Annotated in this window: 14 protein-coding genes; 8 read left to right on the top strand and 6 right to left on the bottom strand. The window is 71.8% G+C overall.

The features are described from left to right. The first annotated feature begins 352 nt into the window (after positions 1-352). The 3 genes from JHW41_RS15125 (at position 353) to JHW41_RS15115 (ending at position 4,331) form a co-directional block, all read left to right on the top strand. Positions 353-2,512: a right-handed parallel beta-helix repeat-containing protein gene (locus tag JHW41_RS15125; protein ID WP_250443051.1), complete on the top strand. Its 2,160-nt coding sequence runs from the start codon at positions 353-355 to the stop codon at positions 2,510-2,512. Between the two features lie 273 nt (positions 2,513-2,785). Beyond that, complete coding sequence (locus tag JHW41_RS15120) at positions 2,786-3,790, top strand: lipase family protein (RefSeq protein ID WP_250443049.1); 1,005 nt, start codon at positions 2,786-2,788, stop codon at positions 3,788-3,790. Positions 3,791-4,037: 247 nt separating this feature from the next. After that, a complete protein-coding gene (locus tag JHW41_RS15115) occupies positions 4,038-4,331 on the top strand; it encodes a putative hemolysin (protein ID WP_057947225.1) in 294 nt (97 codons plus the stop codon). 140 nt (positions 4,332-4,471) lie between these two features. Here JHW41_RS15115 and JHW41_RS15110 read toward each other — a convergent pair whose 3' ends face one another. Beyond that, positions 4,472-5,344, bottom strand: coding sequence for a hypothetical protein (locus JHW41_RS15110; protein ID WP_057947226.1), 873 nt, complete (start codon positions 5,342-5,344; stop codon positions 4,472-4,474). Between the two features lie 199 nt (positions 5,345-5,543). Between JHW41_RS15110 and JHW41_RS15105 the strand changes: the two genes are divergently transcribed. Both JHW41_RS15105 and JHW41_RS15100 read left to right on the top strand, forming a co-directional pair. Further along, on the top strand, positions 5,544-6,326 hold the full coding sequence (locus JHW41_RS15105) for a hypothetical protein (protein ID WP_250443046.1): 783 nt from the start codon (positions 5,544-5,546) through the stop codon (positions 6,324-6,326). 36 nt (positions 6,327-6,362) lie between these two features. Then, entirely contained in the window at positions 6,363-7,136 is a 774-nt protein-coding gene (locus JHW41_RS15100) for a hypothetical protein (RefSeq protein ID WP_139382031.1), read from the top strand. Positions 7,137-7,170: 34 nt separating this feature from the next. On the opposite strand, the gene JHW41_RS15095 is transcribed toward JHW41_RS15100, so the two are convergent. Further along, entirely contained in the window at positions 7,171-7,767 is a 597-nt protein-coding gene (locus JHW41_RS15095) for a hypothetical protein (protein WP_250443044.1), read from the bottom strand. A gap of 123 nt (positions 7,768-7,890) precedes the next feature. After that, positions 7,891-8,499, bottom strand: coding sequence for a hypothetical protein (locus JHW41_RS15090; protein WP_250443042.1), 609 nt, complete (start codon positions 8,497-8,499; stop codon positions 7,891-7,893). 149 nt (positions 8,500-8,648) lie between these two features. On the opposite strand from JHW41_RS15090, the gene JHW41_RS15085 reads away from it, so the two are divergent. Both JHW41_RS15085 and JHW41_RS15080 read left to right on the top strand, forming a co-directional pair. Next, entirely contained in the window at positions 8,649-9,575 is a 927-nt protein-coding gene (locus JHW41_RS15085; protein ID WP_250443040.1) for a hypothetical protein, read from the top strand. A gap of 347 nt (positions 9,576-9,922) precedes the next feature. Continuing rightward, on the top strand, positions 9,923-10,795 hold the full coding sequence (locus JHW41_RS15080; RefSeq protein ID WP_250443037.1) for a LysR family transcriptional regulator: 873 nt from the start codon (positions 9,923-9,925) through the stop codon (positions 10,793-10,795). A 232-nt stretch (positions 10,796-11,027) separates the two neighbouring features. On the opposite strand, the gene JHW41_RS15075 is transcribed toward JHW41_RS15080, so the two are convergent. Beyond that, positions 11,028-11,630, bottom strand: coding sequence for a TetR/AcrR family transcriptional regulator (locus JHW41_RS15075; RefSeq protein ID WP_250443034.1), 603 nt, complete (start codon positions 11,628-11,630; stop codon positions 11,028-11,030). Between the two features lie 93 nt (positions 11,631-11,723). On the opposite strand from JHW41_RS15075, the gene JHW41_RS15070 reads away from it, so the two are divergent. Then, positions 11,724-12,149 (top strand): VOC family protein, encoded by a 426-nt coding sequence (locus tag JHW41_RS15070; RefSeq protein WP_057947235.1) that lies wholly within the window; start codon positions 11,724-11,726, stop codon positions 12,147-12,149. Positions 12,150-12,206: 57 nt separating this feature from the next. Here JHW41_RS15070 and JHW41_RS15065 read toward each other — a convergent pair whose 3' ends face one another. Then, positions 12,207-12,632 carry a GNAT family N-acetyltransferase gene (locus JHW41_RS15065; RefSeq protein ID WP_057947236.1) on the bottom strand — a complete coding sequence of 142 codons (426 nt, stop codon included), beginning with the start codon at positions 12,630-12,632 and terminating at the stop codon, positions 12,207-12,209. Between the two features lie 54 nt (positions 12,633-12,686). Then, on the bottom strand, positions 12,687-13,580 hold the full coding sequence (locus tag JHW41_RS15060) for a DMT family transporter (RefSeq protein ID WP_057947237.1): 894 nt from the start codon (positions 13,578-13,580) through the stop codon (positions 12,687-12,689). Positions 13,581-13,736: the final 156 nt, after the last annotated feature.

Raw genomic sequence — 13,736 nt, 5'->3', positions numbered from 1 at the left:
GGTGGACACACGCTAGCGGCGCGTCCGCGCCGGCGTTGTCCCGCGATCGCGGCGCCGTGTGCCCGCGCCCGGCATTGCGCGGCTTGCGCAGTCGCGGGCAGGCGAATGCGCAAGCGCGGTCAAGCCGGCCCCGGCGACGCCGGCAGCGACGGGCGCGACGGCGATCACAACCCGCGCGCGAGGTGACAGCCTCCACTGGTGCCGCATGACACCGACCGCTGCAATGCGCGCACGCGGCCGCAGCGCCGCCGTCGGGGCCGCGGGCGGAGCAGGGGAGCGCTCGCCATCGCGCGTCCCCGGCCCTCGCCGCGGCGCCGCGCGCCGCCACGCACCACAGCAGGGGAATCGCGTCTTGAACATCTCATTGCATCGTCTGACCGTGCCGGGTCCGGCCTGGCTGGCCGCGCTCGCCGTCGCCGCCGCGCTGGCCGCGCCCTCGACCGCAGCGGCCGCCGCGCCGGTGCCGACGCCCGCGCGCATCGGCGCGCCGGGCCAGGCCCACGCCGGCTTGTTGTGGCCGGCCGATCCGACCGCGCGCTATTGCGAACCCGGCGCGCTCGCGTCCGGACCGGCGCAGGCACCGGATCAGGCATTCGTGGTCCCGGCCGGCGACAACAGCGATTTCGACTTCGCCCGCGACGGCACGTTCTGGTTCGCGCCGGGCGAGCACACCCTCGGCGACCATATCTACGACCAGATCATCGCCCGTCCCGGCAACCGCTACATCGGCGCGCCCGGCGCGATCCTGGACGGCAAGAACAAGAACCTCTACGCCTTCACCGGCGACGTCGCCGACGTCCAGATCCGCCACCTGACCATCCGCAACTTCGGCCGCGGCCGCGACAACTTCGACCAGGGCGTGGTCAACCACGACGCCGGCGCGAACTGGATCGTCGAGGACAACGCCATCGTCGACAACGACGGCGCCGGCGTGTTCCTCGGCAGCGGCAACCGGGTGCGGCGCAACTGCCTGAAGAACAACGGCCAATACGGTTTCAGCATGTACCGCCCGCCGCTGCAGAGCCTGCCGCCGGGCGCGCAGAACCCGGTGCCGGGCCGCTCGGCCATCGTCGACATCGTGCTCGAGGACAACGAGATCGCCGGCAACAACACCGACGACTGGGAAAGCTCGATGCGTTGCGGCTGCACCGGCGGCGGCAAGTTCTGGGACGTGCGCGGCGCGGTGGTGCGCGGCAACTACGTCCACCACAACCGCGGCACCGGCCTGTGGGCCGACACCAACAACATCGATTTCCTGTTCGAGAACAACTTCGTCCGCGACAACGACGGCGTCGGCCTGTGGTACGAGATCAGCTACAACGCCACCATCCGCGCCAACACCTTCATCAACAACGGCTGGGTGTCCGGCAACGCCGACCGCGGCTCGCCGGCGCCGGCGATCTACCTGTCCGAATCCGGCGGCGACGCGCGCCTGCCGTCGGCGGTCAGCGGCTCGGACAAGCTGCTGATCCACGACAACTACTTCGAGAACAACTTCTCCGGCGTGTCGATCTACGAGAACGCCAACCGCTTCTGCAACTCCAACGGCAACACCAGTTCGGTGTACTGCACCCCGTTCGTGCATCCGGCGCTGATCGCGCGGCCGGACCCGCAGCACCCCAGCGTCTATCCGGCGCCGGTCAGCGACCAGCACCCGTGCTACACCGGCATCGGCAGCGACGCCGCGCTGCAGCGCGATTGCCGCTGGCGCGCGCAGAACATCGAAGTGACCGGCAACGAGTTCTACTTCGATCCGGCCGTGGTGCCGTGCGGACTGTCGAGCTATTGCGGCGCGCAGGCGCTCTACGCCACCGGCGTGGACAACATCGCCTGGTCGCCGTACACGGTGAAGCAGGTGCAGGACGACGTGATGTTCCACAACGGCAACCGCTTCGCCAACAACCACTACTACGGCCCCTGGCGCTTCGCCAAGCGCTACGGCGAGGCGATCGGCTTCAGCGCCTGGCAGGCCGCGCCGTACCTGCAGGACGCCGGCAGCACCACCGACGGCGCGCCGTTCAACCTGATCGACGCGCCGACCGCGACCCTGGAAGAATCCATCGGCCTGTGGACGCCGTGGTACGGCAGCGCGGTGCAGCGCGCCGATGTCGGCCATTCCGGCGCGCACAGCCTGCAAGTGGTCGCCGAAGGCGGCTACTGGGGCGCGACCGTGGCCAACCATCCCGGTTACCTCGCCGACAACGGCGCCAAGCGCGTGAGCTTCTGGGTGCGCCACGTCGCCGGCACCGCGCCGCTGCCGGCCAATGCGCGCTTGCGCCTGCGCTGGCTCAAGGAGGACCGCACGCCGGCCACCGGCGATGAAGACACCTCTTTCAGCGATGTGTTCTTGAACGCGGGCAGCGACGAGTGGACCGCGGTGTCGGCGCTGGTGCAGCCGCCGGCGCTGACCGCGAGCGTGTGGGTGCAGCTGATCGGCTCGACCGATTCCAGCGGGCACGAGAACGCGAGCTTCCTGCTCGACGACCTCGTGCTGGAGGACGCGCCGCACTGAGCTTTCCCGGTCCTGTCGCCGACAGGCCAGCGGCCGCGCCACGCGCGGCCGCTTTTTTTTGCGCGCGTGGTTGCGGTCGCGGCCGCGGGCGTGTCCGCGGGCGTGTCCGCCGCCGCGGCCGTTTGGCGTACTTAGAAATGCCGCGCGGACAGCAAGCCCTCGCTGTTCCGCGAAATCCGTCACAAAGGACGTGATGCATCGCGCGCCGCCCGCCGGATTGCGGGGACGGCCGGCGCGCGTCACCGCCTTCAGCCGACCGGACGGAACGATTCCATGAACGCGAGCCTTGCCGCAGCAACCACGCTGCCCGACGCCGGCGCTTACGCCGGCAACCCGACCCTCGATACCGATCTCACCCTGGCGCTGGCGATCGCATCGCGCGCCGCGTACGACTACTACCAGAATCCCGATCAACCGGTGACCGCGCCGCCCGGCTACGTCATGGTCGACCACTGGACCGGCTGGGACGCGCTGCTGCTCAGCGGCTCGATCGAATCCTTCGGCGTGGTGTTCCAGTCCTCGGCGCAACCGGATACCTGCATCTTCGCCTTCCGCGGCACCGATTCGGATCTCGACGCCTGGGAGGACGTGCACTTCATTCCCACCACGTTCGTCCCGACCGCGGGCAGCGTCAGCCCGACGCCGTGGGTGTCGTCGGGGTTCTACGGCATCTACGACACCCAGGGCGAGGGCATGACCGCATCGATGCGCGCGCAGTTGTTCGCGCTGCTGCACAAATACCAGCCGACCCAGCTCTACGTCACCGGCCACAGCCTCGGCGCGGCGCTGAGCCAGCTGTTCTCGCTGGATGTGGCGGTCAGCCGGCCGATGGGCGAGCGGCCGTTTTCCGCGTCCAACCTCAATTTCGCCAGCCCGATGGTCGGCCTGGACAGCTGGGGCAGCGCGTACGCGAGCCAGATCGACGCCAGCCTCAGCATCCGCGTGTACAACTATTGGGACTACGTGCCGTCGCTGCCGCCGTCGACGTTCGACTATTGCGCGGTCGGTACCGGCTTCCGCACGTCGTTCTATGTCGACAAGGAGTGGTTCCCGCACCTGCTGGCGCGGCATGCGCTGTCGAACCTGACCGTGGTGCTGGACAACGCCTTGCCGCTGACGCCGCAGCAATGGCAGGGCAGTTTCCCCGATCAGGTCGCGGGCGAGACCTCGTGGACGATGGTGAGCACGTATCCGCCGGCCGGCGCCGACGTGCGCTGGGCCGATCAGGCGCAGACGCTGATGAAGGCGGAGGCGGCCGCGGCGGTGAAGGCGGGTTGAGCGTTCGGCGGTGCGCCGCGAGCGCAGCGCAACGCGTCGGGGCTGAAGGCCCTGCCACGACAGCGCGCGCTTGCCCAGGTTTTTGTGCGAGCGCCTTCATCCGACGCCGGGGCTTTTGTGGGAGGGCCTTCAGGCCCGACGCCTTCCGCTCGCATCGCCGCGCCGCCGCCCGCCGCAAACCTTCACCCAGGCATCAATCCACCCACCCGTATAGTGGCCGCCGTTTTCCGCCACCCAGGTATTCGCCATGAGCCTCCGCGCCGCCTCCGTCCTCCTGCCGCTGGCGCTGCTCGCGCTGGCCGCCTGCAGCACGCCCTCCGAACCGGTCGCGACCAAATCCGACCCGATGCCGGCCGCCGAAGCCAAGGGCGTGGGTATGGCCAATCCGGCCTCGGTGAACTGCCAGAAGCTCGGCGGCCGGCTGGAGATCCGCACCGGCAAGGACGGCGGCCAGTACGGCCTGTGCCACCTGCCCGACGGCCGCGTCTGCGAGGAATGGGCGCTGATGCGCGACAACAAGTGCGAGAAGCCGGCGGAGTGAGTGCGTACGCGGCCGGACGAACTTCGTCCGGCCGCGGGTTCTAGTTCCCGGGTCTCGACCTCTCGCCGGCGTTGCGCGCGGCGGGCGCGGGCGCCGCGCCGGGTCGAAGCCGCCGGTCGCGAGCGCCGTCGCGCCGGCGCTCAGTCGCGTCCCAACGCCGCGCGCAGGCCGGCGATTTCCAGCTTCAGCGCCTCGTTCTCTTCACTCAGTTCAGCCACGCGCTTGCGCAGCGCCTGCAGTTCCTCACTCTCGTCCGCGTTCGCGACGAACCGCGCCGGCGCCGCCTCTTCCTCGACCTCCACCTGCGGCTTGGCCTCGCGCGGCTTGCGCTTGGATTCGCGCACGCGCTTGGCGGCCTGCTTGAGTTCGGCGCCGCCGGCCAGGGCCGCGGCGCGCTGTTCGTCTTCCGGCAAGGTCGCGACCGCGGCGGCGGCGTTGATCGAGATCGCGCCGGACTTGACCGCGGCCACCACTTCCGGCGCGGCCTGCTTGTGGATGGTCTCGATCATGCCGACCTGGCTGTTGCTCAGGCGCGCGGCCTTGGCCAGCGCCTGGCGGCTGTCCAGCGCCGGCGCCTGGAACGCGGCGTCGTCGGCCCACGGCGGCGCATCGCCGGCCGCGTCCGCGTCCGCCGCCGGCGCGGCGGCGGCCTCGGCTTCGGCCGCACGCTCGGCTTCGGCGCGCGCGCGCCGTTCGCTCAGGATTTCGCGCTTGCGCAGCGCCAGCACGCCGCGCTGGAAGTCCGAGACGCTGCGCCGGCCCAGGTGCTGGTCGATCATCCACAGGTGGACGTCGTCGAGGGTCTTGAAGCGCTTGTTCTGCACGGTCTGGAACGGCAGGCCGTGCTGCTTGCAGATGCCGTAGCGGTTGTGGCCGTCGACCAGCACATCGCCCCACAGGATCAGCGCGTCGCGGCAGCCTTCGGCGAGCAGACTGGCTTCCAGCGCCTCGTGCTCGTCCGGAGTCAGCGGGTCGATGTAGGCCTTGAGCGATTCGTTGATGACGATATCCATGCGGCGTGCGGCGTTCGGAACGGTGGGGGCGGGCATTGTAGGCAGTCGCGGCCGCCGCGTCAGGCCGGCCGGCGCGGCGCGCGCGGACCGGCGCGCGGGCCGGGGACGCGAGACGGCCCGCGGATCGGCGATACTGGCGCGGCCGCGAGTCCGCGGCGCCACGCCGAGGGGACGGATGCGGCAAAGTGCGATCGCAGCGATGGCCTGCTTCGCGTTGGCCTGGCCGGCGCTGGGCGCCGCCGGCGCGCACGGCATCAGCCTCGGCGCGGGCGAGGTGCCCAAGGGCTGGGCGGCGATCGCCGCGCCCGAGGACGCCGCGCAATGGCAGTGCGCGATCGACGCGCTGCGTCCCTGGCAGGTGTCGGCCGACGACGGCGAGCGCGTGCGCATCGCGCCGCCGCAGCCGGCGCCGCCGTTGCAGGTGGCGCTGGCCGACGGGGTGATGCGCGCCGCCGGCGACGGCCGGATCGAATGGACGCCGCGCCAGGGCGCGGCGGCGAAGGCCGGCTTCGTGCTCAGCAACGCCGACCTGCGGCCCAAGGCCGCGACCGAGTTCGGCGGCGACGTGTTCCTGGCCGAGGGCCGCAGCCACGACGGCCGCCATGAGGGCGCGATCGTGCGCTTCGAGCGGCGCGACGCGCAGCGCTGGCGGATCCATCGCGCGCTCGAACTCGACGCGACGCCGGCCGCGGCGGCGCGCAGCGGCGAGCGCGACTGGGTGGTGTTGACCCAGACCGGCTTGGTCGCCATCGACCTGGCCGCGCAGCGGCAGCGGCCGCTGCACCGCAATCCGCGCTGGGCGCGGCTGCAGCCGCAGTCGCTGCAGGCCTCCGGCGCGGGTTGGCTGATCGGCACCGCGCACGGTCTGATCCGGCTGCAGCCGTTCGGCGAGCATTACAGCGAACAGTGGCTAGTGCCGGAGAATTGCCGGCGCCTGGCCGCGCCGCAGTGCGGGTGCCGGCCGCAGCGGCTGGAGCGCTAGCGAAGACGACTTCACGATGCAGGCAGGCAACGGACGATGACGGCGACGACATGGATGCTGGCGGCTGCGGCCGCCGCGGTGGTGGCGACCGGCGGCGACGCGCCGCCGTCGGGCTGGGTGGCGATCGACCCGCCGCGCTCCGAAGCGGCATTGCGCTGCGCCAACTATTCGCAGCAGGAATGGTCGGTGCGGCGCGCGGCCGACGGCACGCCGGAGTTGGTCCAGGTCCGCCATGAGCATCGCTACCTGACGGTGCGGGAGCTGTTCGACGACGGCGCCTTGCTCGGTTACAACCGCGGCGAGTTCGGCGGCTGGATTGAATGGCTGCCGCGCGACGGCGGCGCGCGCTTCGAGCAGACGCAGGTCGATCCGGTCGCGGCGACGCGCTACCGCGGCGAGGCGGTGATCGCCGAGGGTCTCGCCCACTTGGACGCCAACCGCGGCTCGGTCCTGCGCTTCGAGCGCCGCGACGGACGCAGCTGGCGCATCCACCGCCTCGCCGAGCTTGACGCCGCGCCGGTGGCGGCGGTGCGGCGCGGCGACAAGGAATGGGTGCTGCTGTTGGTCGACGGGGTGGCGTCGGTGCAACTGGACAGCGGCCAGGTCCGGCGCCTGCATCGCTCGCGCGATTGGCTGGGCAGCTATGTCGGCTCGATCCAGCCGCTCGGCGACGGCTGGCTGATCGGCGGGCGACGCGGGGCGATCCGGCTGGAAGCGACGGCCGACGGCGGTTATCGCGAACGCTGGTGGACGCCGGCGCGATGCGCGGTGCTGGAGCCCGTGTGCAGTTGCGCCGATTCGATTCCTTGAGCGCGGACGGCGGGACGTCGGCTTGGCGATCGCCTCAGCCGACGCGCCGATAGCGCGAGACCCAGTTGGTTTCCCAACTCGCGCCGCCGTCGGCCGAATACGCCTGTTCCCATTGCACGCGGTCGGCGCCGATCCCGGTCCACAGCCCGCGCACCTTGACCGTCGCGCCGCGCAGTTGGCTCTCGCCGAAGAACCGGCCTTCGCCGTCGGCGAAGCCGCCGATCATCGGCGGGCCGATGCGCTGCGGGTTGCGCGTGTCCAGCCACCAGTCGGCCCAACTGCGCGTGGCCGGGTCGAAGCTGCGCAGGGCCAGGCCGCGATAGGGCAGGCCGGGTCGGTTCACCACGCTTTCGTCGAACTGGGCGAGGCCGCCGAACAGCGACTGGGTCTGGCAGCGGCCGTCGAATTCTTCCCAGTCGCGGCTGTCCATCAGCCGTTCGCGCAGGCGGCGGTAGCGCACCTGCCAGGTGCCGAGGAAGAAATCGAAGGCGCGCGCGGGATCGGCGGCGTCGGCGGAGTCGGAGACCGCGGGCGCGGCGGCCGTGGCCGCGGCGGGCAGCGCGGCCGCGACGGCGGCGAGCAACGGCGCGCGCAGCAGCAGGCGGCGGGACGGGTCGTGGGTGTCGGGCATGCGCGGTCCTGTCGGTGTGTGCGGATCGGCGGCTTGCCGATGCGCGGCTCGTCGGTGTGCGGCTCGTCGAAGCGCGGCTCGTCGGAGCGCGGCTCTTCAGAACGTGGCTCTTCAGCGTTTAGCTCAGCCCGCGCTTTCGCCCAAGCGGGTGTCGGTGGCGAGCCAGTTGACTTGCCACTGGTGGCCGCCGTCGACGGAGACGGCTTGTTCGAACAGGCAGCGGTCCGGGCGCGGGCAGTGGATGCGAAAGCGCACCCGGACCGGTCGGCCGTCGATGCGGTCGTCGCCGAAGAATTCGCCGCGGCCGTTGACGAAGCGGCCGGCCAGCGGCGCGGTCAGGGCGCCGTCGCCCAGGTTGGCGTAGTGGATCCGCCATTGCCGCGTGGCCGGTTCGTACAACCGCAGGGCGACGCCGTCGATGCGCCCGGCCGGGCCGGCCACGGCCAGTTCGGCGAGATTGGCGCGGCCGCCGTGCACGGCGACGACGCGGGTGGTGCCGGCGTACTCCAGCCATCGCGGCGCGGCGCCTGGGGACTGCGCCAGGCGCCGCACGTGGGTGCGCCACAGTCCGGTTTCGAAATCGAAATCGCGTTGGCCGTCGCGTTGGGAAGCGGCCGGCGTCGCCGCGGCCTGGGCGAGGCAGGCAGGCGGCCAGGCCAGCGCGAGCAGCGCGGCGAGGGCGCCGGCGTACAGCGCCGAGGTCGGGCGGCGGGCAACTTGCAACGGCGGCATCGGCGCGGCTCCCGGGGCGGTCGCCGCCACTGTGCGGCGCGCCGCCGAGCCGCCTCAAGGGCCACTTACGGACTCGGCGCGCAGGCCATTTCGCTTCGGCCGCCGCGCGCGCTAGGCTGGCGGCTGGACGCAAGGAGATGCGCATGCGCATGAAACGGATCGTCGTCGCCTGCTGCCTGGCCGCGGCCTGCGCGGCGTGTTCGGACCGCGGCACCGGCCCGGGCCGCAGCGCGACCGCCGCGCCGCCGCCCGCCGCCGCCGCGGCCACGCCGTTGCCGCCGCAAGCGCGCGAGTACCGCAGCGACCACTACGCCATCTTCAGCGCCGCCACGCCGGCGCAGACCGTGCGCGTGGCGACCGCGGTGGAGGCCTTGTACCGCGCCTACGGCGAGTTCTTCGCCTTGCCGCCGATGGCGGCCGACACCCGCCTGCGCCTGATCCTGTACCGCGACCGCGCCCAGTTCTCCGCGTTCAACACCTCGATGCCGTGGGCCGAGGCCTACTACCGCACGCCGTACTGCCACGCCTATTTCGACCAGAACTCGGACAGCCCCTATCACTGGATGCTGCACGAGGCCACTCACCAGCTGCACGCCGAGCGCGCCGGCTACGCGCGGGCGAAGTGGATCAACGAAGGCGTCGCCAGCTATTTCGGCGCGAGCCGGCTCGACGGCGCGCGGCTGCGGCCGGGCACGATCGACCCCGGCGCGTATCCGATCTGGTGGCTGCCGGATCTGGCGCTGTCGGGCTCGCTCGAACGCGACCTGCGCTCGGGCCTGTTGATCCCGCTACGGCAGTTGATCGACAACAGCGGGCCGCCGATCGGCGGGCGCCATCTCAACGTCTACTACATCGAGTATTGGAGCCTGTCGCACTTCCTGTTCCACTACGACGGCGGCCGCTACGCCGCGGCCTATCGCCGGCTGCTGCGCGGCCGCGGCACGCTGGCCGAGTTCGAGCGCGAACTCGGGCCGGTGCACGCGATCCAGGCGCAGTGGTACGCCTATCTGCTGGAAAAGCGCGCCGAGGTGGCCAACGGCGGCGCGCTGGCGGAGGCGACGCCGGTGCGGCGCTGAACGCGACGTCGACGAACGCGCGCGCCGATGCCGCTGCGCACGCGCGATAGCTTGCGGCGTGCGGCTTGCATGAACGCCCGCATTCGCGTTCGCGCCGGGCGTGGCGGATGCGGCAGCGATGGATTCGGCGGCGGCAGCGCCGGAAAACAATCCGCGGCCGTCGTTGACAGTGCGCGCGGCGCAGCTTTGAATTCCCCCGGCCCGGCCGATGCGCGAATCACAACGATTTCTTTTGGCCGGCCCCATTATTTCTTGCATCGGCCGCGCGGCCGCATGCGCGGCGCGGCGGCTGCTGCCGCCCGTCTTCACCGGACCGGCCTCGGCCGTTCTCATCGATTGGAACCGCCATGGCCCACACCCGCATCAACCTCGGCGCGCTCAAGGCTTTCGAGGCCGCCGCGCGCGCGCTCAGCCTGACCCGCGCGGCCGACGAACTCAACGTCACCCAGGCCGCGGTCAGCCATCAGGTGCGCTTGCTGGAAAACCAACTCGGGGTCGAGTTGTTCCGCCGCCTGCCGCGCGGACTGGCGCTGACCGACGAGGGCCTGGGCCTGCTGCCGGCGATCCAGGAAGCGTTCGACCGCATCGACAGCGCGCTCGACCGGGTCGGCGACGGCCTGGCGCGCGAAGTGGTGCACGTCGGCGCGGTCGGCACCTTCGCCAGCGGTTGGCTGCTGCCGCGGCTGGCCGAATTCGCGCGCCTGCATCCGTCGGTGGACGTGCGCGTCAGCACCCACAACAACCGGGTCGATCCGGCCGCCGAAGGCCTCGACTACGCGGTGCGCTTCGGCCGCGGCACCTGGCCCGGGATGGAAAGCAAGTTCCTGCGGGCCGCGCCGCTGACCCCGCTGTGCACCCCGGCGATCGCCCAGCAACTGCGCGACCCGGCCGAACTGGCGCGCTTCCCGTTGCTGCGCTCGTACTTCGTCGACGACTGGCGGCTGTGGTTCGAAGCCGCGCACGCGGTGCCGTGCGGCCCGATCAACGGCGCGATCTTCGACTCCTCGGTGACCATGGTGCAATGCGCGTTGCAGGGCCTGGGCGTGGCCCTGGCGCCGCCGTCGATGTTCGCGCGCGAGATCGCCCAGGGCCTGCTGGTGCAGCCCTTCGACACCGCCCTGGACACCGGCGGCTACTGGCTGACCCGGCTGGCGTTGAAGCCGGCCGGCGACGGCGCGTCGGCGTTCGCGGGGTGGCTGGAGCGGGCTTGCGGGGAGTGAAGTACGGCGCTAGCGGAGCGATGCGGCGCGAATGCGTGCGACGCGGCGGCGTTGGGCGCGCTCGCCGTTGGCGATGAAGCCGCGGCTTCACTAAGACAATCGCGCGAGACCACTGCTGTGGTCATCGCGGCGAACGCAGGAATGCGCGCCGCTGCGGCGACCGTCGGAGTGCGCGTCGCTCGCGCGCGGACCGGCCGAACCCGCCCTCGGGCCATTCGCCGGCGTCGTCTTCTCAGGCCAGCGTCTTCGCCAGCAGCCACAGCATCGCGTTTCGCGTGCGCCGCGCATCCGCGCCCGCATCGATCTCCAGCGCCGCGCGGTCGAAACTCGCCGAGAGCAGACGGGCGAGGGTGGCGATGTCGACGTTCGCATCGCCCAGCGCCTCGGCCAATCCTTCCTGCAGGGCGCTGCCGGCGTTGGCCTCGTCGATCGCCAGCGCCTGCTCCGCGCCGAGCACCGCCGGCGCGTCGATCAACAACAGCCGGGTCCGGCCGGGCACGGTCATGCTGTCCAGGTAGGCCTCGGCGCCGCGCAGCAGGGCCGCTCGCGCGGGCAGGCCGGCGGGGGCGGCGGCGAGGATGGCCTCGCGCACGGCTTCGGCCTCCGCCTCCAGCACCTGCCGGAACAACTCGCGTTTGTCGGCGAAGTGGTGGTACAGCGCGCCGCGGGTCACGCCGGCCGCGGCGACGACGTCGGGGGTGGAGGTGTCGGCGTAGCCGCGGGCGACGAACAGGGTGCGGGCGGCGTCGAGCAGGGCGCGACGGGTGCCTTCGGTGCGTTCGCGATTGCTGCGCCCCGCGCGGGCGGGCGTGCGGCGTCGGTCGGTGGTTTCCATACATGCAGCCTGTATGTTAATTTGAACTTACATGCAGACTGTATGTAAAAGCCTCCGGCACCGACAAGCCCATCCCGCCAGGAACCGACGCCCATGAAGATCGCCAGCTTCTACCCCGTGCTCATGACCGCCGACGTCGCCGCCACCGCGGCCTTCTACCGGACCCATTTCGGCTTCGTCGCGCTGTTCGAGGCCGACTGGTACGTGCACCTGCAATCGGCCGACGACCCGTCGGTGAATCTGGCCGTGCTCGACGGCGACCACGCCACCATCCCCGAGTCCGGCCGCGGCCGGGTCGGCGGCCTGTTGCTGAACTTCGAAGTCGAGGACGTCGACGCGGTCCACGCGCGCCTGGTCGCCGCCGGCCTGCCGGTGCTGCTGAGCCTGCGCGACGAAGCCTTCGGCCAGCGCCACTTCATCACCGCCGATCCCAACGGCGTGCTGCTCGACATCATCACTCCGATCGCGCCGAGCGCGGAGTTCGCCGCGCAGTACGCGGACGGCGCGCTGCCGACTTGAACGAGGTCGCGGGTCGAAGCCTGGCGGCCGCTCAGCCGGCGTCGGCCTGCGCACGCATCAACTCGCGGCGACCACGCCCGTCGCCAGCGCCGCCGCTTCGTCGGCGAACATCGCCATCGCGGTGTTCATGCGCTTGAAGCCCAGGCGCAGGTAGAAGCCCTCCTTGCCGGGGTTGGCGTACAGCAGGATCTTGCGATGGCCGTGCGCGCGCCGCACCAGCGATTCGACGATGGCCTTGCCCAGGCCGGTTCCCTGTTGCTGCGGATGCACGGCGATGTCGCTGAGGTAGGCGCAGTCCACGCCGTCGGCGAGCGCGCGGCCGGCGCCGACCAGGCGCCCGTCGGCGTAGACCAGGGCCACATAGCGGCTGTTGCCGAACGCGGTGCGCAGGTAATCCGGGCTCTTTTCGCCGAGCGGCGCGATCCGGTACAGCGCGGACAGTTCGTCCCAGTCGACGTCGCGAAGATGGTCGATCCATTGCATGCCGCACGCTCCCGTTCGTTGGGTTTCGAAGGCGGCGCGGGCGCCGCCGGACATTCACTGCGCTTCGCGCCGCGCCAGCCATACGCCGGCCAGGATCAACGCGCCGGCCGCCGCCATCGGCGCGGTCACCGGTTCGTCCAGCAGCAGCCAGGCCCAGGCCACGCCGAACAGCGGAATCAGGTACGTGACCAGCGAGGTGCGGGCCGCGCCGATGCGCGCCACCAGCCGGTAGAACAGCGCGTAGGCCAGGCCGGTGCAGAGCAGCCCCAACAGCAGCGCCGCGCCCCAGGCGCGCGCGCCGATCGCTTGCGCCGGCCATTGCGCCAGCGCCGCCGGCAGCATCAGCAGCGCCGCGCTGAGCAAGGTCGCGCTGGCCACCGCCGCCGGCGGCAGGCCGCCGAGATGGCGGCGCACCAGGTGCAGGCCGACGCCGTACAGGAAGGCCGCCGCGCACCCCGCCGCGACCGCCCAGCCGATCGCCGCGCCGGCGCCGCCGCTCTTGCCCGCGGCCAGCACGCCGACGCCGGCGAAACCGCCGAGCAGCGCCAGCGCGCGGCGCGTGCCGATCTTCTCGCCGAAGCACGCGAAGCCGACCAGCGCGGCGAACAGCACGGTCATGGCGCTGGTGATCGCGCCGATCCCGGCCGGCGCGCGTTCGGCGCCCCAGGCGAACAGCACGAACGGCACCGCCGAGTTGATCGCGCCGATCAGCGCCAGCTTCGGCCACAGCCGCAGCGGGAACTGCGCCCGCGCGCGCCACAACAGCGGCGCCAGCACCAGCCCGCCCAGCGCCAGCCGCAGTTCGACCAGCGCCAGCGGCCCGAACGCCGGCGCGGCCACGCGCATGAACAGGAACGAGATGCCCCAGATCGCGGCCAGCGCGGGCAGTTCCAGCGCATCCAGGCGCAGGCGGGCGGCGAATCCGGTGGGGGCGAGGATGGCGTTCATGGCGGCTCGGCTGCGCGGTGGTGGGGCCACTGTAGGCAGTCGCTGGATCTATATGTGGTCCAGATATTTGTAATTCGATGGAGCCAGATTGGCGGGAACGTTTCCCCACGGCGGAGTCCGCTTGGGTGCGGCGGTGTCGTTTCCCGGCAGTGGATG

Origin of the sequence: Lysobacter enzymogenes, from assembly GCF_023617245.1 — a bacterium.
Taxonomy (GTDB): domain Bacteria; phylum Pseudomonadota; class Gammaproteobacteria; order Xanthomonadales; family Xanthomonadaceae; genus Lysobacter; species Lysobacter yananisis.
Note: the sequence above shows the minus strand (reverse complement) of the source record. Positions and strands in the feature narration are given on the sequence as shown.

Excerpts from the sequence above, each read along its gene's own strand:
- JHW41_RS15120 (WP_250443049.1), top strand. The coding sequence starts at position 2,786 with ATGAACGCGAGCCTTGCCGCAGCAACCACGCTGCCCGACGCCGGCGCT.
- JHW41_RS15115 (WP_057947225.1), top strand. The coding sequence starts at position 4,038 with ATGAGCCTCCGCGCCGCCTCCGTCCTCCTGCCGCTGGCGCTGCTCGCG.
- JHW41_RS15110 (WP_057947226.1), bottom strand. The coding sequence starts at position 5,344 with ATGGATATCGTCATCAACGAATCGCTCAAGGCCTACATCGACCCGCTG.
- JHW41_RS15105 (WP_250443046.1), top strand. The coding sequence starts at position 5,544 with ATGGCCTGCTTCGCGTTGGCCTGGCCGGCGCTGGGCGCCGCCGGCGCG.
- JHW41_RS15100 (WP_139382031.1), top strand. The coding sequence starts at position 6,363 with ATGACGGCGACGACATGGATGCTGGCGGCTGCGGCCGCCGCGGTGGTG.
- JHW41_RS15095 (WP_250443044.1), bottom strand. The coding sequence starts at position 7,767 with ATGCCCGACACCCACGACCCGTCCCGCCGCCTGCTGCTGCGCGCGCCG.
- JHW41_RS15090 (WP_250443042.1), bottom strand. The coding sequence starts at position 8,499 with ATGCCGCCGTTGCAAGTTGCCCGCCGCCCGACCTCGGCGCTGTACGCC.
- JHW41_RS15085 (WP_250443040.1), top strand. The coding sequence starts at position 8,649 with ATGAAACGGATCGTCGTCGCCTGCTGCCTGGCCGCGGCCTGCGCGGCG.
- JHW41_RS15080 (WP_250443037.1), top strand. The coding sequence starts at position 9,923 with ATGGCCCACACCCGCATCAACCTCGGCGCGCTCAAGGCTTTCGAGGCC.
- JHW41_RS15075 (WP_250443034.1), bottom strand. The coding sequence starts at position 11,630 with ATGGAAACCACCGACCGACGCCGCACGCCCGCCCGCGCGGGGCGCAGC.
- JHW41_RS15070 (WP_057947235.1), top strand. The coding sequence starts at position 11,724 with ATGAAGATCGCCAGCTTCTACCCCGTGCTCATGACCGCCGACGTCGCC.
- JHW41_RS15065 (WP_057947236.1), bottom strand. The coding sequence starts at position 12,632 with ATGCAATGGATCGACCATCTTCGCGACGTCGACTGGGACGAACTGTCC.
- JHW41_RS15060 (WP_057947237.1), bottom strand. The coding sequence starts at position 13,580 with ATGAACGCCATCCTCGCCCCCACCGGATTCGCCGCCCGCCTGCGCCTG.